14 protein-coding genes are annotated in these 20,309 nt (G+C 62.0%); 9 read left to right on the top strand and 5 right to left on the bottom strand.

The features are described from left to right. The first annotated feature begins 114 nt into the window (after nucleotides 1-114). The 7 genes from hrcA to EV679_RS10365 all read left to right on the top strand — a co-directional run bounded on the left by hrcA (nucleotide 115) and on the right by EV679_RS10365 (nucleotide 12,214). Nucleotides 115-1,122 (top strand): heat-inducible transcriptional repressor HrcA, encoded by a 1,008-nt coding sequence (gene hrcA / locus EV679_RS10395; RefSeq protein ID WP_068374035.1) that lies wholly within the window; start codon nucleotides 115-117, stop codon nucleotides 1,120-1,122. A gap of 9 nt (nucleotides 1,123-1,131) precedes the next feature. Further along, a complete protein-coding gene (hemH, locus tag EV679_RS10390; protein ID WP_130487149.1) occupies nucleotides 1,132-2,202 on the top strand; it encodes a ferrochelatase in 1,071 nt (356 codons plus the stop codon). 327 nt (nucleotides 2,203-2,529) lie between these two features. Next, nucleotides 2,530-3,069 carry a nucleotide exchange factor GrpE gene (gene grpE, locus EV679_RS10385; protein ID WP_068374184.1) on the top strand — a complete coding sequence of 180 codons (540 nt, stop codon included), beginning with the start codon at nucleotides 2,530-2,532 and terminating at the stop codon, nucleotides 3,067-3,069. A gap of 144 nt (nucleotides 3,070-3,213) precedes the next feature. Further along, nucleotides 3,214-5,139 (top strand): molecular chaperone DnaK, encoded by a 1,926-nt coding sequence (gene dnaK / locus EV679_RS10380; protein WP_127773429.1) that lies wholly within the window; start codon nucleotides 3,214-3,216, stop codon nucleotides 5,137-5,139. Nucleotides 5,140-5,313: 174 nt separating this feature from the next. Continuing rightward, entirely contained in the window at nucleotides 5,314-6,441 is a 1,128-nt protein-coding gene (gene dnaJ, locus EV679_RS10375) for a molecular chaperone DnaJ (protein ID WP_130487148.1), read from the top strand. A gap of 401 nt (nucleotides 6,442-6,842) precedes the next feature. Further along, nucleotides 6,843-9,557 carry a M16 family metallopeptidase gene (locus tag EV679_RS10370; RefSeq protein ID WP_130487330.1) on the top strand — a complete coding sequence of 905 codons (2,715 nt, stop codon included), beginning with the start codon at nucleotides 6,843-6,845 and terminating at the stop codon, nucleotides 9,555-9,557. Nucleotides 9,558-9,985: 428 nt separating this feature from the next. Beyond that, on the top strand, nucleotides 9,986-12,214 hold the full coding sequence (locus tag EV679_RS10365; protein ID WP_068374025.1) for an NADP-dependent isocitrate dehydrogenase: 2,229 nt from the start codon (nucleotides 9,986-9,988) through the stop codon (nucleotides 12,212-12,214). A 186-nt stretch (nucleotides 12,215-12,400) separates the two neighbouring features. Here the strand turns inward: EV679_RS10365 and EV679_RS10360 are convergent, their stop codons facing one another. Beyond that, nucleotides 12,401-12,826, bottom strand: coding sequence for a DUF1841 family protein (locus tag EV679_RS10360; RefSeq protein WP_068374022.1), 426 nt, complete (start codon nucleotides 12,824-12,826; stop codon nucleotides 12,401-12,403). Between the two features lie 376 nt (nucleotides 12,827-13,202). Between EV679_RS10360 and ykgO the strand changes: the two genes are divergently transcribed. Further along, complete coding sequence (gene ykgO, locus EV679_RS10355) at nucleotides 13,203-13,328, top strand: type B 50S ribosomal protein L36 (protein ID WP_068374019.1); 126 nt, start codon at nucleotides 13,203-13,205, stop codon at nucleotides 13,326-13,328. A 263-nt stretch (nucleotides 13,329-13,591) separates the two neighbouring features. Then, the gene (locus EV679_RS10350; protein ID WP_068374011.1) at nucleotides 13,592-14,002 is read left to right on the top strand and encodes a ferric uptake regulation protein; all 411 of its coding nucleotides are present in this window, start codon (nucleotides 13,592-13,594) and stop codon (nucleotides 14,000-14,002) included. A 137-nt stretch (nucleotides 14,003-14,139) separates the two neighbouring features. Here EV679_RS10350 and EV679_RS10345 read toward each other — a convergent pair whose 3' ends face one another. The 4 genes from EV679_RS10345 to EV679_RS10330 all read right to left on the bottom strand — a co-directional run bounded on the left by EV679_RS10345 (nucleotide 14,140) and on the right by EV679_RS10330 (nucleotide 20,290). Then, nucleotides 14,140-15,342, bottom strand: coding sequence for a cupin domain-containing protein (locus tag EV679_RS10345; protein WP_130487147.1), 1,203 nt, complete (start codon nucleotides 15,340-15,342; stop codon nucleotides 14,140-14,142). After that, nucleotides 15,339-17,960, bottom strand: coding sequence for a DNA mismatch repair protein MutS (gene mutS, locus EV679_RS10340; protein WP_415777637.1), 2,622 nt, complete (start codon nucleotides 17,958-17,960; stop codon nucleotides 15,339-15,341). The genes EV679_RS10345 and mutS overlap by 4 nt, the downstream gene beginning before the upstream one ends. 181 nt (nucleotides 17,961-18,141) lie before the next feature. Next, on the bottom strand, nucleotides 18,142-19,440 hold the full coding sequence (locus EV679_RS10335) for a DUF2254 domain-containing protein (RefSeq protein ID WP_202969568.1): 1,299 nt from the start codon (nucleotides 19,438-19,440) through the stop codon (nucleotides 18,142-18,144). A 193-nt stretch (nucleotides 19,441-19,633) separates the two neighbouring features. Continuing rightward, on the bottom strand, nucleotides 19,634-20,290 hold the full coding sequence (locus EV679_RS10330; RefSeq protein ID WP_202969567.1) for a LysE family translocator: 657 nt from the start codon (nucleotides 20,288-20,290) through the stop codon (nucleotides 19,634-19,636). Between the last annotated feature and the right edge of the window lie 19 nt (nucleotides 20,291-20,309).

Genomic DNA, 20,309 nt, shown 5'->3' with positions numbered 1-20,309 from the left:
GTGCCCGCGCCAGGACCAAGCGGCCTGACGGACGCGGGGCTGACGTTACTGGCGCGATTATATCGACCGCCATGTCTTCATAGGTACTGAAAAGCATCCTAAAATGAACCCATGATGGATGATCGCGCACGCTCTCTGCTGAAGGCCCTGATAGAACGGTACATCGCCGATGGACAGCCTGTCGGTTCGCGCACGCTGTCCAAAGTGTTCGATCTGTCACCGGCCTCCATACGCAATATCATGGCGGACCTCGAGGAATTCGGGCTGATCCACAGCCCGCACACGTCTGCCGGCCGGGTGCCGACGCCGCGCGGCTATCGCGTTTTCGTCGATACCCTGCTGGCTGCGCGTCCTTTTGAACCCGACGGGGTCAGCTTCGAAACCCGCTTGCCTGTGGCCGATCCGGTACGTACGGTTTCGGCGGCTGCCAGCATGCTGTCCAATCTGACTCAGTTCGCCGGAGTGGTGCTCACGCCCAAGCGCTCGCAGGTATTCCGCCAGATCGAATTCATCCGGCTGTCGGAACGCAAGGTTCTGCTGATCATTATTACGCCGGATGGCGATGTGCAGAACCGCATCCTCTTTACGCCGCGCGATTACAACGAATCCGAACTGCTGGAAGCGGCCAATTACTTCAACATGCATTTTGCTGGCAAATCCTTCGATGTCGTCAAGCGTACGCTGGCGTCGGAACTGGACCAGCTGCGCGAAGATATTTCGCGCTTGATGATGGCGGCGGTGGAAACCAGTGTCGATGTCGAGAACGAAGGCGATGCCGTGCTGATTTCCGGCGAGCGCAAATTGCTCGAGGTCGAAGACATCACGTCCGACATGGATCGCCTGCGCCGCATGTTCTCGTTGTTCGAAAAGCGTACCGAACTCCTGCAGTTGCTGGATGTATCCAGCCGCGCACAGGGAGTGCAGATCTACATCGGCGGCGAATCGCAGTTGATGCCCTTCGAGGATATCAGCGTCGTGACAGCGCCCTATGGTGTGGACGGCAAGGTCGTGGGCACGCTGGGCGTGGTCGGGCCGTCGCGCATGGCGTACGACAAAGTGATTCCCATCGTGGATATCACTGCCAGGCTGTTGTCGAACGCGCTCAGTCAGCCCAACTCTTGAGACTAGGCCATGAAATATCTGTCAGAACCCCGGCGCTCCGACCTTTTTGAAATCAAGCCAGCGCCCGACGGGGCGGGTGCGTATGGCCGGCAGGGTGTGCTGTTGCTCAACCTGGGGACGCCGGATGCGCCCACCCCGGCGGCGATCCGGCGCTATCTGGCGGAGTTTCTCTCGGATACGCGTGTTATCGAGCTGCCCGGTTGGCTATGGAAGCCGGTGCTCTATGGCGCCATTCTCACGCGGCGCCCGTCACGGCTGGCGCCGCGCTATGCCAGTATCTGGATGGATGGCGGCTCGCCATTGCTGGTCTATACCCAGCGCCAGGCACAGGCAGTGCAGGCCGGGCTGGCGGCCAACGGCCTGGATGCGACAGTGGCCGTGGGCATGCGCTATGGGCAACCTTCGGCGCAGCAGGCCTTGCAGTCGCTCAAGGAAGCGGGTTGTGAGCGCATCCTGTGCGTGCCGCTTTATCCGCAGTACGCCGCCAGCACCACGGCCACGGCCGTGGATCAGGTCATGCGGACGGCCGCCCGCATGCGCGACCAGCCGGAACTGTCCTTTATCAAGCGCTTTCATGTCGATGCAGGCTATATCGCGGCGATGGCGTCTGCCATCAACCATCGCTGGAAGGCTGAGGGCGAACCGGACCGGCTGCTGTTGAGCTTCCATGGCCTGCCGCGTGCCTGCGTCGAGCAGGGCGACCCCTACTATCGGGATTGCATGCAGACGGCGCTGGCGCTGGTGGCACGCCTGGGCTTGTCGCCGGAACGCTATGCCGTGACCTTCCAGAGCCGCTTCGGCCCGGCCAAGTGGCTGGAGCCGGATACCGAGGGTACGTTGAAAGCCTGGGGCCGGGCTGGCGTCGGCAGTGTGGATGTGGTGTGTCCCGGCTTTACCTCGGATTGCCTGGAAACGCTGGAAGAAATCGCCATGGAAGGACGGGATGCCTTCCTCGAAGCGGGCGGACGCCAGTTCCGCTACATTCCCGTCATGAATGATGCGCCCGCCTGGCTGGCGGCCTTGACGGACCTGATCGCGCAGCGGCTGGATGCCGCCCCGGCAGGCGGTGTGGCCGGCTGAATGATGGTGGCCCGGCCGGCCCAGCAGGGCGGCGGCTGGGCTTTCTGTGGCATTTGGGCTTGAAACCGGCGGGACTGCCCCCAGTTATAGGCGCGGAGGTACCATTCCCGCGATAGCGGATGCGGTGCCTGCAGTGTGCAGGCCAATGCGCGTGTGACTGCTTTGCCAGTTCAGGGCAGGGCTGGCCGGTGGTTCCAGAAACCGCAGGCCGGTGGCCTGGCGCATTGGTGTTACAAGGCTAGGCGCGTGGATGCGCAGTGCCGGTTCAGCGCCGGCCTGTGCTGACGGGCCCAGCCATTTCTTATGAATTTCGCGGAGATAATCGACATGACGGATAGCAATTCGCCCGAACAGGTGCACCCGGAAGACCAGGCGGAGCAGCAGGCCGCTGGCGCAGAGGCGCAAACGGACCTCCAGGCGCAGCTGGATGAAGCGCTGGCCCAGATCGCCGAATTGAAGGACCAGGTGCTGCGTGCCCATGCCGAGGCGGAAAACGTGCGCCGCCGGTCGCAGGAAGACGTAGCCAAGGCCCGCAAGTTCGGTATCGAGTCGTTCGCTGAAAGCCTGGTGCCGGTGCGCGACAGCCTGGAGGCTGCGCTGGCCCTGGAAAACCAGACCGCCGAAGCCCTGCGCGAAGGCGTGGATGTGACACTCAAGCAGTTGTCGGCCGCTTTCGACCGCCATCAGCTCAAGCAGATCGCCCCGGCGCCAGGCGAGCGTTTCGATCCCAACCTGCATCAGGCCATTTCCAGCGTGCCGTCGGAGCAACCGGCCAACACCGTGGCGAATACGCTGCAGGTTGGTTACCTGATTTCCGAGCGCGTGCTGCGCCCGGCGCTGGTGATGGTTTCGGCCGGGCAGTCGTAACGGAAAGCCATGGGACGCAGCAACTGGCTGCATATTTTCAGCGGGGACGCTTGAAATTGCGTCGATCGTCCCCAGATAGTCCAGCATGAGGGCGTGATGCCCGGCAAGCAACGAATCTGACTATTTGAGCAAGGTACTCTAGACATGAGCAAAATCATTGGTATTGACCTGGGCACGACCAACAGCTGCGTGGCAGTTCTGGAGGGCGGCCAGGTCCGCATTATCGAAAACGCAGAAGGTACGCGTACCACGCCTTCTATCGTCGCCTACATGGACGATGGCGAAACGCTGGTCGGCGCGCCGGCCAAGCGCCAGGCCGTGACCAACCCGCAGAACACCCTGTTCGCGGTGAAGCGCCTGATCGGCCGCAAGTTCGACGAAAAGGCCGTGCAGAAAGACATCGACCTGATGCCTTACTCCATTATCAAGGCCGACAACGGGGACGCCTGGGTGGAAGTGCGCGGCAAGAAACTGGCGCCTCCCCAGGTATCGGCGGAAATTCTGCGCAAGATGAAAAAGACTGCCGAAGACTATCTGGGCGAAGAAGTGACCGAGGCCGTGATCACGGTGCCGGCTTACTTCAACGACAGCCAGCGTCAGGCAACCAAGGACGCCGGCCGTATTGCTGGCCTGGACGTCAAGCGCATCATCAACGAGCCGACGGCTGCTGCCCTGGCTTTTGGCCTGGACAAGAGCGAAGCCGGTGACCGCAAGATTGCCGTCTATGACCTGGGCGGCGGTACTTTCGACGTTTCCATCATCGAGATCGCCGATGTCGACGGTGAAAAGCAATTCGAAGTGCTGTCCACCAACGGCGACACCTTCCTGGGTGGTGAAGATTTCGACCAGCGCATCATTGGCTACATCATCGACGAGTTCAAGAAGGAACAAGGCGTTGATCTGTCCAAGGACGTCCTGGCGCTGCAACGCCTGAAGGAAGCCGCTGAAAAGGCCAAGATCGAGCTGTCGTCCAGCCAACAGACCGAAATCAACCTGCCGTACATCACGGCAGATGCTTCCGGTCCCAAGCACTTGAACCTGAAGATCACCCGCGCCAAGCTGGAAGCCCTGGTCGAAGACCTGATCGCACGCAGCATCGAACCCTGCCGCGTGGCCATCAAGGACGCCGGCGTCAAGGTTTCCGAGATTGACGACGTGATCCTGGTCGGCGGTATGACCCGCATGCCCAAGGTGCAGGAAGCCGTGAAGGAATTCTTCGGCAAGGAGCCGCGCAAGGACGTCAACCCTGACGAAGCCGTTGCTGCAGGTGCTGCCATCCAGGGTTCCGTGCTGTCCGGCGACCGCAAGGACGTGCTGCTGCTCGACGTGACCCCGCTGTCTCTCGGTATCGAGACACTGGGTGGCGTGATGACCAAGATGATCCAGAAGAACACCACGATTCCGACGCGACATGCGCAGGTGTTCTCCACGGCTGATGACAACCAGCCGGCCGTGACCATCAAGGTGTTCCAGGGCGAACGTGAAATCGCCGTCGGCAACAAGATGCTGGGCGAGTTCAACCTGGAAGGCATTGCACCGGCTCCGCGCGGCCTGCCGCAGATCGAAGTCACGTTCGACATCGACGCCAACGGCATTCTGCATGTGTCGGCCAAGGACAAGGGCACCGGCAAGGAAAACAAGATCACCATCAAGGCCAACTCCGGCCTGACGGAAGAGGAAATCCAGCGCATGGTGCAGGACGCCGAGGCCAATGCCGAGGAAGACCGCAAGGTCGCCGAGCTGGCCCAGGTTCGCAACCAGGCGGATGCCCTGGTGCACGCCACCCGCAAGTCTCTGGGCGAGCATGGCGACAAGCTGGAGGCGTCCGAGAAGGAAGCCATTGAGAAGGCCGTGGCTGACGTCGAGACTGCGCTGAAGGACAACGCCGACAAGGCCGAACTGGAAGCCAAGGTCGAAGCGCTGACGACTGCCTCGCAAAAGCTGGGTGAGAAGATCTACGCCGACATGCAGGCGCAGCAGGCCCAGGCCGGTGGTGCGCAGGAAGAAGCGAAGCCGGCTGACGACAACGTCGTGGATGCCGACTTCAAGGAAGTCAAGCGCGACCAGTAAGCACCGGCAGTCCGGTACGCCCTGCAGTGGCAGGGCGCGCCGGCTCCTGGTTCCAGGTGATTTCAACGGGGGCTGCGGCTCCCGTCATGCCCGGCGCTGCCCTTGTTTGGCGGTGGCCGGGTATGGCTTTATGGGGTTGACGCATCCCGTGTGGGCTGCGTGACGGATCCAATCATGGCAAAACGCGATTTTTACGAAACGCTCGGGGTGTCCAAAAGCGCCTCGGATGACGATATCAAAAAGGCTTATCGCAAGCTGGCAATGAAGTACCACCCGGATCGCAATCCGGGGAACAAGGAAGCCGAAGAAAGATTCAAGGAAGTCAAAGCCGCCTACGAAGTGCTGTCCGAGGCGGACAAGCGCGCGGCCTATGACCGTTACGGCCATGCGGGTGTCGATCAGAATGGTGGCATGGGCGGCGGGCAGGGTGGCATGGGCGGTTTTGCCGAAGCATTCGGCGATATCTTCGGCGATATCTTCGGTGCGGCGGCCGGTGGCCGACGCGGCCCGCAGGTGTATCGTGGCGCGGATATGCAGTACAGTCTGGAGATCTCACTGGAACAGGCCGCCAATGGCTTCGATACGGAAATCCGCATTCCGGGCTGGGATGAGTGTGACAGCTGTCATGGCAGCGGTGCCAAAAAGGGCTCCAGCAAGAGTACTTGCCGCACTTGCGGCGGCGCTGGCGCCGTGCGCATGCAGCAGGGCTTTTTCAGCGTTCAGCAAACCTGCCCGACGTGCCATGGTTCGGGCGAGGAAATCACCGACCCTTGCGACAAATGCGGCGGTGCGGGACGCCTGCGCCGCAACAAGACGCTGCAGGTCAGTATTCCGGCCGGCATTGACGACGGCATGCGCATCCGTTCCAGTGGCAACGGTGAACCCGGCCTGAATGGCGGGCCTCCGGGCGATCTGTACGTGGAAGTGCATATTCGCGAACACGATATTTTCCAGCGCGATGGCGACGACTTGCATGCCGAGCTGACCATTCCGTTTACGACGGCGGCGCTGGGGGGGGATATTCAGGTTCCCACGCTCAATGGCAAGGCGGAAATCACCATTCCGGAAGGCACCCAGTCGGGCAAGACTTTCCGTTTGCGCGGCAAGGGTATCCGTGGCGTGCGCTCCAATTACCCCGGCGATCTCTACTGCCACCTGGTCGTGGAGACCCCCGTCCGCCTGAGTGACGAGCAGAAATCCCTGCTGCGGCAGTTCGAGACTTCACTCAACCAGGGCGGCAGCGACAGGCATTCCCCGCAGAGCAAATCCTGGACGGACCGGGTCCGTGAATTCTTTTCCTGATTATGGGCCTTCGGGCTGATTTCCGCGGCAGGTGTGTCCTGTCCATGATGCCGGCCCGCGTGGCCGGCATTTTTTTGTCCGGCCCTGTGAGGGAGGGTGAGGCGGAGCAGGGTGGGACGCTGTTGCCCAGCTGCAGTGAAGCGAAATGAAAAAGCTTTACAAACTCCGCTGGCGGCACGCAGGAACATCGGTCTAAACTGGCCGGCCTGCCGTGTCTGATTTATTGTTTATATCTAATGTTTGTGCCAGCATTGGGCATGGCATGTGCGGCATTGGGCCGCCACTCTGCATACGTGGCACCATGGCATGGCGCCATGGGCATCGCGGAGCAGCCGCAGTCATATCAACTGATTTCTGGGAGGGCTATGTCTTTCAATCTTAATAGAGTGGTCAAGGGTTTGATGGCCATGGCGTTGGGACTGGTCGCACCGCCCGTACTGGTTGCAGCAACCCTGCCTGCAGGGGTGTCCAAGGTTGCGACAGTCGAAGGCGTCAGCGAGTATCGGTTGGCCAATGGGCTGAAAGTAGTGCTTGCTCCTGATGCATCCACACCGGTGACCACGGTCAACATGACCTATCTCGTGGGGTCTCGTCACGAAAACTACGGTCAGACCGGCATGGCACACCTGCTGGAGCACATGCTGTTCAAGGGGACTCCCACCACGCCCAATGCACTGGGAGAATTTTCGCGGCGTGGCTTGCAGGCCAACGGTACGACTTCTACCGATCGCACCAATTACTACGCCAGTTTCGCCGCCAGCCCGGAAAACCTGGAGTGGTATCTGCGCTGGCAGGCCGACGCCATGGTGAACTCCACGATTGCCAGCGAAGACCTGGCCTCGGAAATGACAGTGGTGCGCAATGAAATGGAAAGTGGCGAAAACAGCCCTTTCCGGGTGTTGATGCAGCGCATGCAGTCAGCCGCCTATCTATGGCACAGCTATGGCAAGAGCACCATAGGCGCGCGCAGCGACGTCGAGAATGTGGATATTGCCCAGCTGCGTAATTTCTACCGTGTCTATTACCAGCCGGATAATGCCGTGCTGGTCCTGAGCGGTGCTTTCGATGAAGAGGCGACGCTGGCCATGATTGCCGATGCCTTCGGCAAGATTCCCCGTCCGCAGCGCGAGTTGCCGCGTGAATATACCGTGGAGCCCGTGCAGGATGGCGAACGCAGCGTCACCGTCAGGCGCGTTGGCGGAACCCCCATGGTGGCGGCCCTGTATCACGTGCCTTCCGCCGCAGCGCCGGACTATGTCTATTTCAACCTGGCGACCATGATGCTGTCCGATACGCCGTCGGGGCAGTTGTACCGGGACCTGGTGCAGAACAATCTCGCAACCGGCGTGTTCGGTTTCGCCATGGCGCGGCGCGATGCCGGCGTGGCCATGTTCGGCGCGCAGTTGCAGCCAGGCATGAGCGAAGACAAGGCTCTGGAAGCGCTGACCGACGTGCTGGAGTCGCAGGGCAAGCGGGTGATGTCGCAACAGGACCTGGACCGTGCCCGCAACCAGTGGCTGACCGATTGGGAACGAACCTTCGGCGATGCGCAAAGCCTGGGCATTGCGCTGACGGAAGCCATTGCCGCCGGCGACTGGCGCCTGTTCTTCCTGCAGCGCGACTGGGTGCGCAATGCCGGGCTGGACGAAGTGGAATCGGTGTCGCGCAGTTATCTGGTGCGCAGCAACCGTACCTCGGGCCGGTACGTACCCACGGACAAGCCGGTGCGTGCGCCCGAACTGGCGGCACCCGATGTGGCGCAACTGGTGGCTGATTACGCCGGGGATGGCCAGGCGCCTCCCGCAGAAGTCTTTGATACCAGTCCCGCCGCCATTGACGCGGCCACCATGCGCAAGACCTTGACGCTGCCCAACGGCAGCATCGGCATCGCCATGTTGCCCAAGAGTACCCGCAGCCAGCGTGCCGAAGCAGTCTTGAAGCTGTACTTCGGTGATGCGGAGACTCTCAAGGGCCACCGTGTCGAAGAAGAGATCGTGGCCGATATGCTGGGCATGGGCACCAAGACCCGTTCGCGCCAGGAGATCAATGACGAGATCGACAGCCTGCGCGGTACCCTGGGAATTTCTGGCGGCAAGGGGCAGGTGGAGGTAACGTTGTCCGCGCCGCGTGAGAACCTGCCCAGGATGATTGCGCTGGTGTTCGACCTATTGCGCAATCCGGTGTTTCCGCAGGACGAGCTGAAAACCTACCTGGGCCAGGAAAGCAACCGGCTGCGCAATGCCATGAGCGATCCCATGGGGCTGGCGGGCAAGGCACTGGCGCGCCATGACAACCCCTGGGCCAAGGATGACGTGCGCTATCAGCCGACCTTCCAGGAAGAACTCGATGACCTCAAGGCGGTCAAGCGGGAAAAGCTCAAGGCTTTTCACGAGGCGTTCTATGGCGCCGGCCAGCTGACGTTCTCTGCGGTGGGCGATTTCGATGCCGAAGCCGCTGAACAGGCATTGGTGGAAGGTGTTGCCGGTTGGCGCAAGGCGCCCAGCTATACCCGCGTGGATAACGGTTATCGCAAGGTCGACGCCCAGCAGTTCGAAATTGAAACGCCCGACAAGGCCAACGCATTCTATCTGGCTGGCGGTAGCTTCGAGATGCAGGACGACAATCCGGATTACCCGGCGTTGATGCTGTCCAACTTCTTGCTGGGCGCTTCGGAAACCTCGCGCCTCTGGATGAAGATCCGGGAAGAAGCGGGCCTGTCCTATAGCGTGCGCAGCCATGCCACGGTATCGGCCTTCGAACCGGCGGCACGCTGGCGTGTCTATGCCATCTTCGCACCGTCCAACCGCGAACGCCTGGAAACCCTGATCAATGAGACCTTGAGCGAGGCGCTGGAGAAAGGCTTTACGGACAAGGAAGTGGCAGAGGGCATAGAGGCGTTGTTGAATTACCAGCGCCTGTCGCGGACGGTGGATGAAAATCTGGCGCAGCGCTGGTCCAACTACCAGGAAACCGGCCGCAGCTTTGCCTGGGTCGAGGCATTCGAGCAGAAACTGCGCCAGCTTGACGCAGCGGAAGTCAACCGCGTGCTGCGCAAGTACATGCATCCGGACGACTGGAGCCGTGCCATTGCCGGTGACTTTTCCAAGAAGCCATAGCCGGAAAAAGGATGGGAATGGGGCGCGGCCGGCATCTGCCGGTGCGCTGGAATCCGTGCCAGCCGGGAAACCGGTCGCGGGTTCCGGCGCGGCGCTACCCGGTGCAGACCCCTATTGCGCTGTTTCCCTTGGCTTGTCCTCGGTTTGGCCGAAGATGAGAGCTTTTCTTGCTATACTCGTTGGCGCCCTCAGGGCGCCTTTTTTCGGCGTCTTCGGCTCCAGAACCGATGCCGGCCTTGCGTGCTTTTCCCCACGGCGCAAGCCAAGATCCCTTTCTTGTCGTCGAAGCTGATACAGGCCCGCAATAGTGCCAGGGTGCCGTTCGTCCCCACGGTGAACGGCGCTGCATGCATCGTGCCTTGACCGGCCGATGCTGTGCTGCGCGAAGTATCCGCGGTTTCCGTGATTGAGCAAGTTAACGAGAAAAAATGTCTAACACGTCGAAGATCCTCTACACCCATACTGACGAAGCACCCGCGCTGGCTACCCAGTCGCTGCTGCCCATCATTCAGGCCTACACCCGGTCCGCGGGCATCGCGGTCGAGACCCGGGACATTTCGCTGGCCGGTCGCATCATCGCCACCTTCCCCGAATTCCTGACGGACGCGCAGAAAGCGTCGGACGATCTGTCCGAACTGGGCCAGCTTGCGACCCGCCCGGAAGCCAACATCATCAAGCTGCCGAACATCAGCGCCTCGATTCCGCAGCTGAAGGCTGCGATCAAGGAATTGCAGCAGCAAGGCTACGCCCTGCCGGATTACCCGGAAGAGGCCGTCAGCGACGAACAGAAGGCGATCAAGGCCCGTTACGACAAAATCAAGGGCAGCGCCGTGAACCCGGTGCTGCGTGAAGGCAACTCTGACCGCCGCGCTCCGCTGTCGGTCAAGAACTATGCCCGCAAGCATCCGCACAAGATGGGTGCCTGGTCGGCCGATTCCAAGTCGCATGTTTCGCACATGGAAGATGGCGACTTCTACGGCAGCGAAAAGTCCGTGCTGATCGCCGCCGACGGCAATGTGAAGATCACCCTGCATGGCGCTGACGGCAGCGTCAAGGTGCTGAAGGAAAAGACGCCGGTCAAGGCTGATGAAATCCTCGACAGCGCCGTCATGAGCAAGGCTGCCTTGCGTCGTTTCCTGGATGCGCAGATCGAAGACGCCAAGCAAAAGGGCGTGCTGTTCTCGGTGCACCTGAAGGCCACCATGATGAAGGTGTCCGACCCGATCATGTTCGGCCAGGTCGTCGAAGCCTTCTACAGCGACGTGCTGGCCAAGCACGCCGACGTCCTGAAGGAAGCCGGTTTCAATCCCAATAACGGTATTGGCGACCTGTACGCCCGCCTGGCCTCGCTGCCGGCTGACAAGCGTGCCGAGATCGAAGCCGACATCAAGGCCGAATATGCCAAGCGTCCGGCGCTGGCCATGGTGAACTCCGACAAGGGCATTACCAATCTGCACGTGCCCAGCGATGTGATCGTTGACGCCTCCATGCCCGCCATGATTCGCGAGTCCGGCAAAATGTGGGGCGCCGATGGCGGCCTGCACGATGCCAAGGCCGTCATCCCGGACCGCTGCTACGCCGGCGTGTACCAGGTCGTCATCGAGGATTGCAAGCGCAACGGCGCGTTCGATCCGGTCACGATGGGCAGCGTGCCCAACGTCGGCCTGATGGCCCAGGCTGCCGAAGAGTACGGTTCGCACGACAAGACTTTCCAGATCCCATTCGCGGGCGTGGTTCGCGTGACGGACGATGCCGGCAACGTGCTGATGGAACAGAACGTGGAAGCCGGTGATATCTGGCGCGCCTGCCAGGCCAAGGATGCCGCCGTGCGCGACTGGGTCAAGCTGGCTGTGACGCGTGCCCGCGCCAGCGGTGCACCCGCCGTGTTCTGGCTGGACCCCAAGCGTGCCCACGACGCGCAGCTGATCGCCAAGGTCGAGCGCTACCTGAAGGATCACGACACCACCGGCCTGGATATCCGCGTGCTGCCGCCCGAAGAGGCAACCCGCCTGTCGCTGGAGCGCATCCGCGCCGGCAAGGACACCATCTCTGTCACCGGCAACGTGCTGCGCGACTACCTGACCGACCTGTTCCCCATCATGGAATTGGGAACCAGCGCCAAGATGCTGTCCATCGTGCCGCTGATGGCCGGTGGCGGCATGTTCGAAACGGGTGCTGGCGGTTCCGCACCCAAGCACGTCCAGCAATTCCTGGAAGAGGGTTTCCTGCGCTGGGATTCGCTGGGCGAGTTCCTGGCGCTGGCCGCTTCGCTGGAACACCTGGGCGACACCTACGGCAACGCCAAGGCCAAGGTCCTGGCCAAGACGCTGGATCAGGCCACCGGCCGCTTCCTCGACGAAAACCGTTCGCCGGCCCGCAAGGTCGGTGGCCTGGATAATCGTGGCAGCCACTTCTACCTGGCGTTGTACTGGGCCCAGGCGCTGGCCGAGCAGACCGAAGACGCAGGCTTGCAGGCGCAATTCGCACCGCTGGCCAAGGCGCTGACGGCAAATGAAGCCAAGATCGTGGCCGAGCTGGCCGCAGTGCAAGGCAAGCCGGTCGATATCAAGGGCTACTACCGTCCCGACCTGTCGCTGGTGAGCCAGGCCATGCGCCCGAGCACCACCTTCAATGAAACCCTGAAGCAACTGGCCTAAGGGTTCCCGCGCCCGGCTTGCCCAGGCGCGCAGGAAACACGAAGGCCCCTGTCCCGGCAATCCTTTCGAGGGTTGCCGGGCAGGGGCCTTTTTTGTCGCCGGGCCGCCCCAAGACAAAAACGCCCCCTTGGGGGGCAGCAAGCCGAAGGCGCCGCGTGGGGGCCCTTTTTTGTCGCCGGGCCGGGCCTACTTGCTGGCGCGTTGGCGGATCAGTTCGATATATGTGTCGCTGTCCAACGGCGTTCCCAGGCGCTGCGATTCCCAGACCACCTGGCCCAGGCATTCCATGATTTCATGGATGGCGTGGTGGCGGTCGCTGCGGTTGGCCATGCGTTCGAAAGCGGCGCGTATGCCGCGTGGATGGTCGATGGACAACTGCTCCTCGATCGCAAGGTGCATGGAGAGATGCAGGAAGGGGTTGGTGCGGCCTTGTTCCACGGAATAGTCAGTGGCCAGCGCTTCTTCGCTTTCGAGATCCTGATGGTATTCGGGATGCTCGGCCATCCATTCCACGGCCATGGCTTCCAGCGGGGTCTGGACTTCGCCGGCCCGGTGCTTGCGCCATGCTTCGATGAAGAACTGGCGCACCTGATCGCGTGACGGATTGAACATAGTGCGGGCAACCGGAAAGAAAACGCAAAACATCATTTTACGCTGTCGGGGCGTCTGGACTGTGACTGACTGAAATCTAGGAAACGAAGGGACACATCGTTATCGTTTCAGCAAAGTGCTGGCGGCGCTACACTGTCGGTCATGATCCTGCTGTGGTGCAGAAGCCGATAGTCCAGCGATATTCCAGGCATTTCTTGTCTCGATGCTTGGGCTTGTGTTATCCTTTAGGGCTAACTATGCCTGTATGGCTTTTGCCAGACAGGTTTTTGCCGGGCTATGGGTTCAGGTTTTCATGGCCCGTACGGTTTCGATTATCAGCGGCGCGGTCGAGCACACTCTGTAAGCGGTCTGTCGCCAGTTCAACAAGGAAAATCCCATGAAAGTGGTTGCTTCGCTCAAGAACGCGAAAGAGCGTCATCGTGACTGTCAAGTCGTGCGCCGTCGCGGCAAGATCTACGTGATCTGCAAAACCAATCCCCGTTTCAAAGCACGCCAGAAGTAATTTGCCTGCCCAGGCTTGCTCTGGGCTGCAGAACCGCTAAACTTCAATAGTCGGGAATTTCTGCCGGCTGTCCATGGCTGTTCGAGTTCCGGGTACGTGTCGCGTGCCTGGGTGCATCATAAAGTTTCGGCGACGGGGTAGTCGTGCGTTTCTTGGCACTTAGGAAGCGCGTCGGCAGTGTGCGGTCGAATGGTTTCGGTGGCTGGGCGTGGTGTCCGTTGCCGTAAAACCCGAGTTAACCGCGTTCTATCTGGAGAGAACAAGTGGCATCGGATAAGATTGAACTCAAGGATAGTGGGCTTAAGGTAACCTTTCCCCGCCTGAAAATTCTGGATGTGTTTCGCAACAGCGAACAACGTCACCTGACTGCTGAAGATGTCTATCGCCTGTTGATGGCTGATAACATCGAAATCGGCCTGGCGACGGTGTACCGTGTGTTGACCCAGTTTGAACAGGCTGGCCTGCTCAAGCGCAACCAGCTCGGCAGCAACAAGGCTGTGTACGAGTTGAATGACGGCGAGCGCCACCACGGTCACCTGGTGTGCAGCAAGACCGGCGAGGTCAAGGAGTTTCACGATCCCCAGATCGAGAAGCGCTTGCACAAGATTGCCGAGGAAATGGGTTACACCCTGTCCGAGTACACCATCAACGTCTTCGCCACGCCGAAGGCCTGAGTAGTACTTTACTTCTGCCTGTTCCGCAGGCAGGAAGTGAAAAAGCGGCTGATGTCCTCATCAGGCCGCTTTTTTATTGGCAGTGCCCAGAGGAGGCAGCTGCCATCCGGGCGCTGCCAGGATGGCAGCTTGGCTATTTATTCGCGCCAGTGCAGCCAGCCGGCATCCAGCCAATCTGTCAGGTATTCACGCACGGCCAGCCCGATACGGCGCTTGCGCCAGTCAGTGCACTGCAGTTCCCTGGCGTCGGCCAGTGCGCGCAGCAATGCGTCTGGCGGGCATTCCAGGCATTCCCCGTTGATGAAGCACTGGCGCTCGCGGTAGAGCATCCGGGTGCGCCGGTCCAGCACCAGCCGGCCATGGGAAGGCAGGCTATCGGGCAGGCTGTCGGCGGTATCGTCGCTGTCTTCCAGACTGGATTCGAATACGGCGTTCGGGTGCGGTTCGCTGAGCCAGCAGCCCAGGAATCGTGTCGCCAGCGCTTCGTCGAAACGCACCTTGGCGACGCTATCCAGTGCATGCTTGACCAGCTTGCCGGGGATTTCCGCTGGTGTGGCGGTGGCCGGCTGGCCCGGATCGCGATAGCGCGCGGACAGGTCGGGGCCGGGCAGGAGCGGCTGAGCATAGGTGCCGCCGCTGCAAGTGGCGCGTTCCATGACCTGGTCCATGGCCGCTTCCAGCATGCCGCGCGCCAGCGTCGCCCGGTCCGGGGAGCGAAAACCGATGGAAATCGTCATGCAGTCATTGCCGACCGCAATGCCGTCGTGCGCGGCCTGGGGGGGCAGGTACAGCATATCGCCGGGCTCTAGGTAGTATTCGGCGTCCGGCTGGAAGTTGCTGAGTATCTTCAGAGGCAGGTCCGGGACCAGATCAAGGTCGCGCTGCTGGCCGATGCGCCAGTGGCGGGTACCCTGGGCCTGCAGCAGGAAAACGTCGTAGCTGTCGAAGTGGGGGCCAACGCCGCCACCGTCGCTGGCAACGCTGACCATGACATCGTCCAGGCGAGCGTCGGGAATGAAGCGGAACTGCTGCATCAGGTGCGCGGCAGCATCGTCGTGCTGGTCCAGGCTCTGAACCAGCAGCGTCCATTCGCGTTCATCGCGCTTGGGCAGGCGTGCGAACGGCCCGTTTTCCATCTGCCATTCGCCGTCCTCTTTCCAGATCAGCCGCGATTCGACATCATCTTCGCGTGCCAGCTTGCGCAGCCCCGGGATTTTCACGGGAGGCTTGATGCCAGGAACGGCCTGGCGGATCAGCAAGGGCTTGCGCTGCCAGTAGGTGCGCATGAATTCTGCGGGGCTGATGCCGCCCAGCAGGGTCAGCGGAGTATCCAGGTTCATTGCAGCAGGCCTTTCAAGCGGTAGAGGGCGTCCAGGGCTTCCCTGGGCGTGAGGCTGTCCGGGTCGATATCGGACAGCGCGGTGACGGCGGGATGGGCTTCGGCCTCGGCAGCAGGGGAGGGGGCGGGGGCGTCGAAGCCCTGGCTGAACAAGCCAAGCTGCGGCGTGGGCTGGCCCTGGCTTTCCAGGCGTTCCAGTTCGCGGCTGGCATGGCGGATGACGGCCGCTGGAATGCCCGCACGTTGCGCGACCTGGATGCCATAGCTGCGGCTGGCGGGGCCTTCTCGCACTTCATGCAGGAACACGATGCCGCTGGCAGATTCCGCCGCTGCCAGATGCACGTTGGCAGCCTGCGGAAACTCCGATGGCATGCGCGTCAGTTCGAAATAGTGGGTGGCGAACAAGGTCAGCGCATGATTGTGGGTGAGCAGGCGGTGAGCGATGGCCCAAGCCAGCGCCAGGCCGTCGTAAGTCGAGGTGCCGCGCCCGATCTCGTCCATCAGAACCAGGCTGTGGCTGGTACTGGCAGACAGGATGGTGGCGGCTTCGGTCATCTCCATCATGAAGGTGGAGCGGCCGCCAGCGAGGTCGTCGGCGGCACCTATGCGGGTGAAAATGCGGTCCAGGCTGCCGATGCGCGCCTGTGTGGCGGGCACGAAGCTGCCGATGCGGGCCAGCAGGGCGATGAGAGCGACCTGCCGCATATAGGTGGATTTACCCCCCATGTTCGGGCCGGTGACCAGCAGCATCAGGCGGGTGGAGTCCAGCTGGCAGTCATTGGGGGTGAAGCGTTCTATGGCGTTCTCCACCACCGGGTGGCGGCCGGCTTCGATGCTGATTTCTGCCTGGTCGGACAATTCCGGGCGTACCCAGGCATGCGTGCGAGCATGGTGGGCCAGGGCGCCCAGGCTATCGAGCTCGGCCAGCGCGGCGGCGCACGCCGACAGCGCCGGTGCGTGCGGCGCCAGGGCATCCAGCAATTGTTCGTACAACCATTTTTCCCGGGCCAGGGAGCGGTCCTTGGACGAGAGGATCTTGTCTTCCCAGCTTTTCAGCTCAGGCGTAATGTAGCGCTCGGCATTCTTCAGGGTCTGGCGGCGGCGGTATTCCGTCGGGACTTTCTCCGCATGCAGGCGCGACACTTCGATATAGAAGCCATGCACGCGGTTGTACTCAACCTTGAGGTTGGAAATGCCGGTGCGTTCACGCTCGCGGGTTTCCAGCCGCATCAGGAATTCGCCGTTGTCGCTGGCAAGGCTGCGCAGTTCGTCCAGTTCGCTGTCGTAGCCGGTGGCGATCACGCCGCCATCACGGATGGCAGCTGCGGGTTCAGCGGCAATGGCGCGTGTCAGCAGTTCCCCCAGCCCTGGGTCGATTTCCAGGCTGGCGGCCAAATAGTGCAGGAGTGGGACGGCACTGTCCTGAGGTAATGCCAGGGCCTGGAGGACGCCGGGCAGTGCCAGCAGCGCCTCGCGCAGGCTGGCGAGCTCTCGTGGCCGCAAGGTGCGCAGCGCCAGGCGCGTTGCAATGCGTTCCAGGTCGGGAATCGGGCGCAAGGCGCGTTGCAGTCCGTTGAGCAAGGCTTCCGTCTGCCAGGCCGAGGCGCCGGGAGCCGCTGCCAGCAGGGCTTCGATGGATTGCTGGCGGGCCAGCACCGGTGCATTGTCGCGCAGGGGGTGATGCAGCCAGCGCTTGAGCAGGCGGCTGCCCATGGGCGTGTGGCAGTGGTCCAGCAGCGAGAACAGCGTGGGGGTTTCCTCGCCGGAAAGCGTACGCGTCAGTTCAAGATTGCGGCGGGTATAGGGGTCCAGCACCACATACTGGCCGCTGCGATCCACCTTGAGCGTCTGCACGTGCGTCAGCGTCTGCGCCTGGGTGCGAGTGGCATAGCGCAGCAGGGCGCCCGCGGCGCATTGCGCGGCTTCCAGGTCTTCGGCATCGAAACCGGCCAGGGAATCCGTGCGGAAATGGGCCAGCAGATGGCTGCGCGCACCTTCGTACTCGAAATGCCAGTCCGGCGTGCGGGCAATGGCACCGTCGAAGGCGATCGGCAATTCAGCCTGGTCGGCGATGATGAGTTCCGCCGGGGCGATCCGGTGCAGCTCGGCTTCGAGTTCGGCAGGGTCGCACTCCGACACACGGAAATCGCCGCTGGCGAGGTTCAACCACGCCAGCCCATGGCGCAGCTTGCGGGGCGCCTTGCCGGTCGTCGACAGGGCGGCCAGGATACGGTCGGATTTGCTGGGCAGCAGGGCATCGTCGGTCAGCGTGCCGGGCGTCACAATGCGGACGATCTTGCGTTCCACGGGCCCCTTGCTGGTGGCAGGGTCGCCGATCTGTTCGCAAATGGCTACGGAAATATTCTGCGCGACGAGTTTGGCGATGTACTGGTCCACCGCGTGCACCGGAATGCCGGCCATGGGAATCGGCGCCCCTGCTGAATTGCCGCGCTTGGTCAGCGTCAGGTTGAGCAGTCGCGCGCCGCGCTCGGCGTCCTCGTAGAACATCTCATAGAAATCCCCCATGCGGTAAAGCAGCAGCAACGGGCCGGCTTCCTGTTTGAGTTCCAGGTATTGCCGCATCATGGGGGTATGGGCGGAAAGATCGTTCTTTTGCATCGAAACTTTGGAAATGGTCAGGCGGCGCCTGCGCAAGGCTGCCATGGCGGCCGGTGCCCCGGTGCAGGGATGCGCCGGGGGGGCCAGCGCCTGGAACACCATGCGGGCGTTTGCGGCGGAATAGGGTATTTGACCATGTTAGCCCTGCGTGACGCTACCGTTGCAGGCGCCAGCAGGCATCTCAGGCTGCATCATGCGCAGCACGCCGGAGCTGCAGCTTTTCCTGTTCCAGCACCAGCGCGCTTTCCGCCCGTTCCAGGGCCAGTTGCGCCTGTTCCCGCGCTGCGGCGCGGAAGTCGGCATTGCCTGTGCGGGCCAGGGCGTGCAGGGTGCGTTGCAGGCGCACCTGCACTTCTATCATGCCGGCGCTGTTGCGCGAAATCAGCGTAAAGGCGTCGGCAAAGAGTTCTGCTGCTGTCAGCGGGGCGACGCGGATGCGGGGATAGAGCGTGGGCTCGGCAACTGGGCTGGCACAGCCGTCGGCCCAGCGTTGCAATAGCCGGGCCATGCGGCCAATGATATCTATCGCGGTACCAGGGTCATTGACGGCGCGAGCCCCGATTTCGCCGATGACGGCCAGGCAGAAGCGCGGGTCCTGGTCGAAGGCGCGCTCCGCGCCCAGGGTGAAGCAGGCGTGGCAGGTTGTCAGGGCGGATTCGGGCAAGGGCTGCCCGTCGGCGCGATGGAGCCAGGCCAGGGGCGTGTCGGTGTAGGCAAAGGTGCCAGGAATGGCCGGTACGTAGGCATCGCAATCGTGCTGTTCGCAGCAACGCGCCAGGGCAACCATATCGAGGAACTGTACATTGCCGATGGCAGCTGCCATGACCGGCACGGCAGTAGCAGGAACCTCCGTTTTGGGGGCATGGAGCGGCAGGCCGCCCAGGTAGGGATGCACGAGCCGGGCGTCCAGGGCTTGCCTGGCCGTGTCTTCAATGCGGCTGGAGGTATCGGTTACGCGTCCGAGGCGGGTAAGGTGGTCGATCCAGCGCAACAACGAAATCACGACCAGGGCGATGACGGCAATGGTGACGACGAACATCACGAACCGGCCGCGTTCGCCGTAAGCGCCGGTCTGCAGGACAATGATGCCGACGATGCTGAAAATGAAAGAGCCGATGAATGCTGACAGGGCGTTCTGGGTAATTCGGTCTTCCATGAGCAGGCGCGTGGCTCGTGGGGTGACATTATTGGTCGAGGCATCGTAGGCCGCGTTCATGATGCTCAATGAGAACGTGGTGACGGCCAGCATGCTGGATGCCATGATCTGCAGCAGGGTGAAGACGGAGTTGTCGCCGATATTGGATGGCACTTCCCAGGGAGGGACGTAGCGCTCCACCAATGCGGCAAGCATGGCCGCCACGACGCCAAGCAGGCCAATGAGGGTGGTGTGCACCCAGAGCCGGCGTGAAAGCTGTCGCAGTACCCAGCGCCAGCCGGAGGGAATGGAAGTGGCGAGGGCGGGGCGACGGCGCTGAGGCATGACAGGCTTCCTTAAAGCGGGATAGGCAACCTACTATGAATCGGAACGGCGAGCTATTGCCTCTTATTGAGGTGTGGTTCAAGTATAGGGGCTTTGCCGCTGCAGCGCTGGCTGGCGGCGACGTCCGGCTAGGCAGAAAAAAACGCCGCAACCCGGGCGGATGCGGCGTGATAGACAGGCTGGCGGCAGGTGTTCAGAGCGAGAAGTACTGCAATGAAGCCTGGATGGAAGGCAGCACGGAACTGGCCAGCAGCAGGGCCATGCCCCAGTTGAACCAGCGCATGCGCCGTGCGTCCGCAGCCAGGTCCTGGAGGCGCGAGCCCATGTAGGCCCAGGCACTGACGGCGGGCAGGCTGACGATGGTGTAGATCAGGCCGAGCGTCAGAAACAGCGTCAGGCTGCCATTGGTATTGCTGGTGTAGGACGTTACGGCGCTCAGCGTGATGATCCAGGATTTCGGGTTGACCCATTGGAACAGCGCGGCGCCAACGAAGCCCAGCGGTCGGCCCCTGGTATTGCTGGAAGACGAGGACGCGCCGGCCGTGGCGATGCGCCAGGACAGATAGAGCAGGTAGAAAATGCCCAGTACGCGGATGGTCTCGAACAGGGCAGGGGAGCTTTTCAGCAGGTTGCCTATGCCCAGCCCGACCACGGCCACCATGACGCCGAAGCCCATGGCCACGCCCAGGATATGGGGAATGCTGCGGCGGAAACCGAAGTTCAGGCCGGAGGCAGTCAGCATGATGTTGTTGGGCCCCGGCGTGATGGCGGTGACCAGTGAATAGACCAGGAATGAATAGAACGTAGCCAGTTCCATGATGCGCAGCGAGTCAAAACAGATAGTGGGCACGGCAGTTGCCGTGAATCAA

Source organism: Kerstersia gyiorum (genome assembly GCF_004216755.1).
In the GTDB taxonomy this organism is placed as follows: Bacteria; Pseudomonadota; Gammaproteobacteria; order Burkholderiales; family Burkholderiaceae_B; genus Kerstersia; species Kerstersia gyiorum.
The sequence above is the reverse complement of the archived record's forward strand: the minus strand, read 5'-3'. Positions and strand labels throughout refer to the sequence as shown.

What these genes read in the sequence shown, in the direction of transcription:
- hrcA (WP_068374035.1), top strand. Translation starts at nt 115, where the DNA reads ATGGATGATCGCGCACGCTCTCTGCTGAAGGCCCTGATAGAACGGTAC.
- hemH (WP_130487149.1), top strand. Translation starts at nt 1,132, where the DNA reads ATGAAATATCTGTCAGAACCCCGGCGCTCCGACCTTTTTGAAATCAAG.
- grpE (WP_068374184.1), top strand. Translation starts at nt 2,530, where the DNA reads ATGACGGATAGCAATTCGCCCGAACAGGTGCACCCGGAAGACCAGGCG.
- dnaK (WP_127773429.1), top strand. Translation starts at nt 3,214, where the DNA reads ATGAGCAAAATCATTGGTATTGACCTGGGCACGACCAACAGCTGCGTG.
- dnaJ (WP_130487148.1), top strand. Translation starts at nt 5,314, where the DNA reads ATGGCAAAACGCGATTTTTACGAAACGCTCGGGGTGTCCAAAAGCGCC.
- EV679_RS10370 (WP_130487330.1), top strand. Translation starts at nt 6,843, where the DNA reads ATGGCCATGGCGTTGGGACTGGTCGCACCGCCCGTACTGGTTGCAGCA.
- EV679_RS10365 (WP_068374025.1), top strand. Translation starts at nt 9,986, where the DNA reads ATGTCTAACACGTCGAAGATCCTCTACACCCATACTGACGAAGCACCC.
- EV679_RS10360 (WP_068374022.1), bottom strand. Translation starts at nt 12,826, where the DNA reads ATGTTCAATCCGTCACGCGATCAGGTGCGCCAGTTCTTCATCGAAGCA.
- ykgO (WP_068374019.1), top strand. Translation starts at nt 13,203, where the DNA reads ATGAAAGTGGTTGCTTCGCTCAAGAACGCGAAAGAGCGTCATCGTGAC.
- EV679_RS10345 (WP_130487147.1), bottom strand. Translation starts at nt 15,342, where the DNA reads ATGAACCTGGATACTCCGCTGACCCTGCTGGGCGGCATCAGCCCCGCA.
- mutS (WP_415777637.1), bottom strand. Translation starts at nt 17,960, where the DNA reads ATGCAAAAGAACGATCTTTCCGCCCATACCCCCATGATGCGGCAATAC.
- EV679_RS10335 (WP_202969568.1), bottom strand. Translation starts at nt 19,440, where the DNA reads ATGCCTCAGCGCCGTCGCCCCGCCCTCGCCACTTCCATTCCCTCCGGC.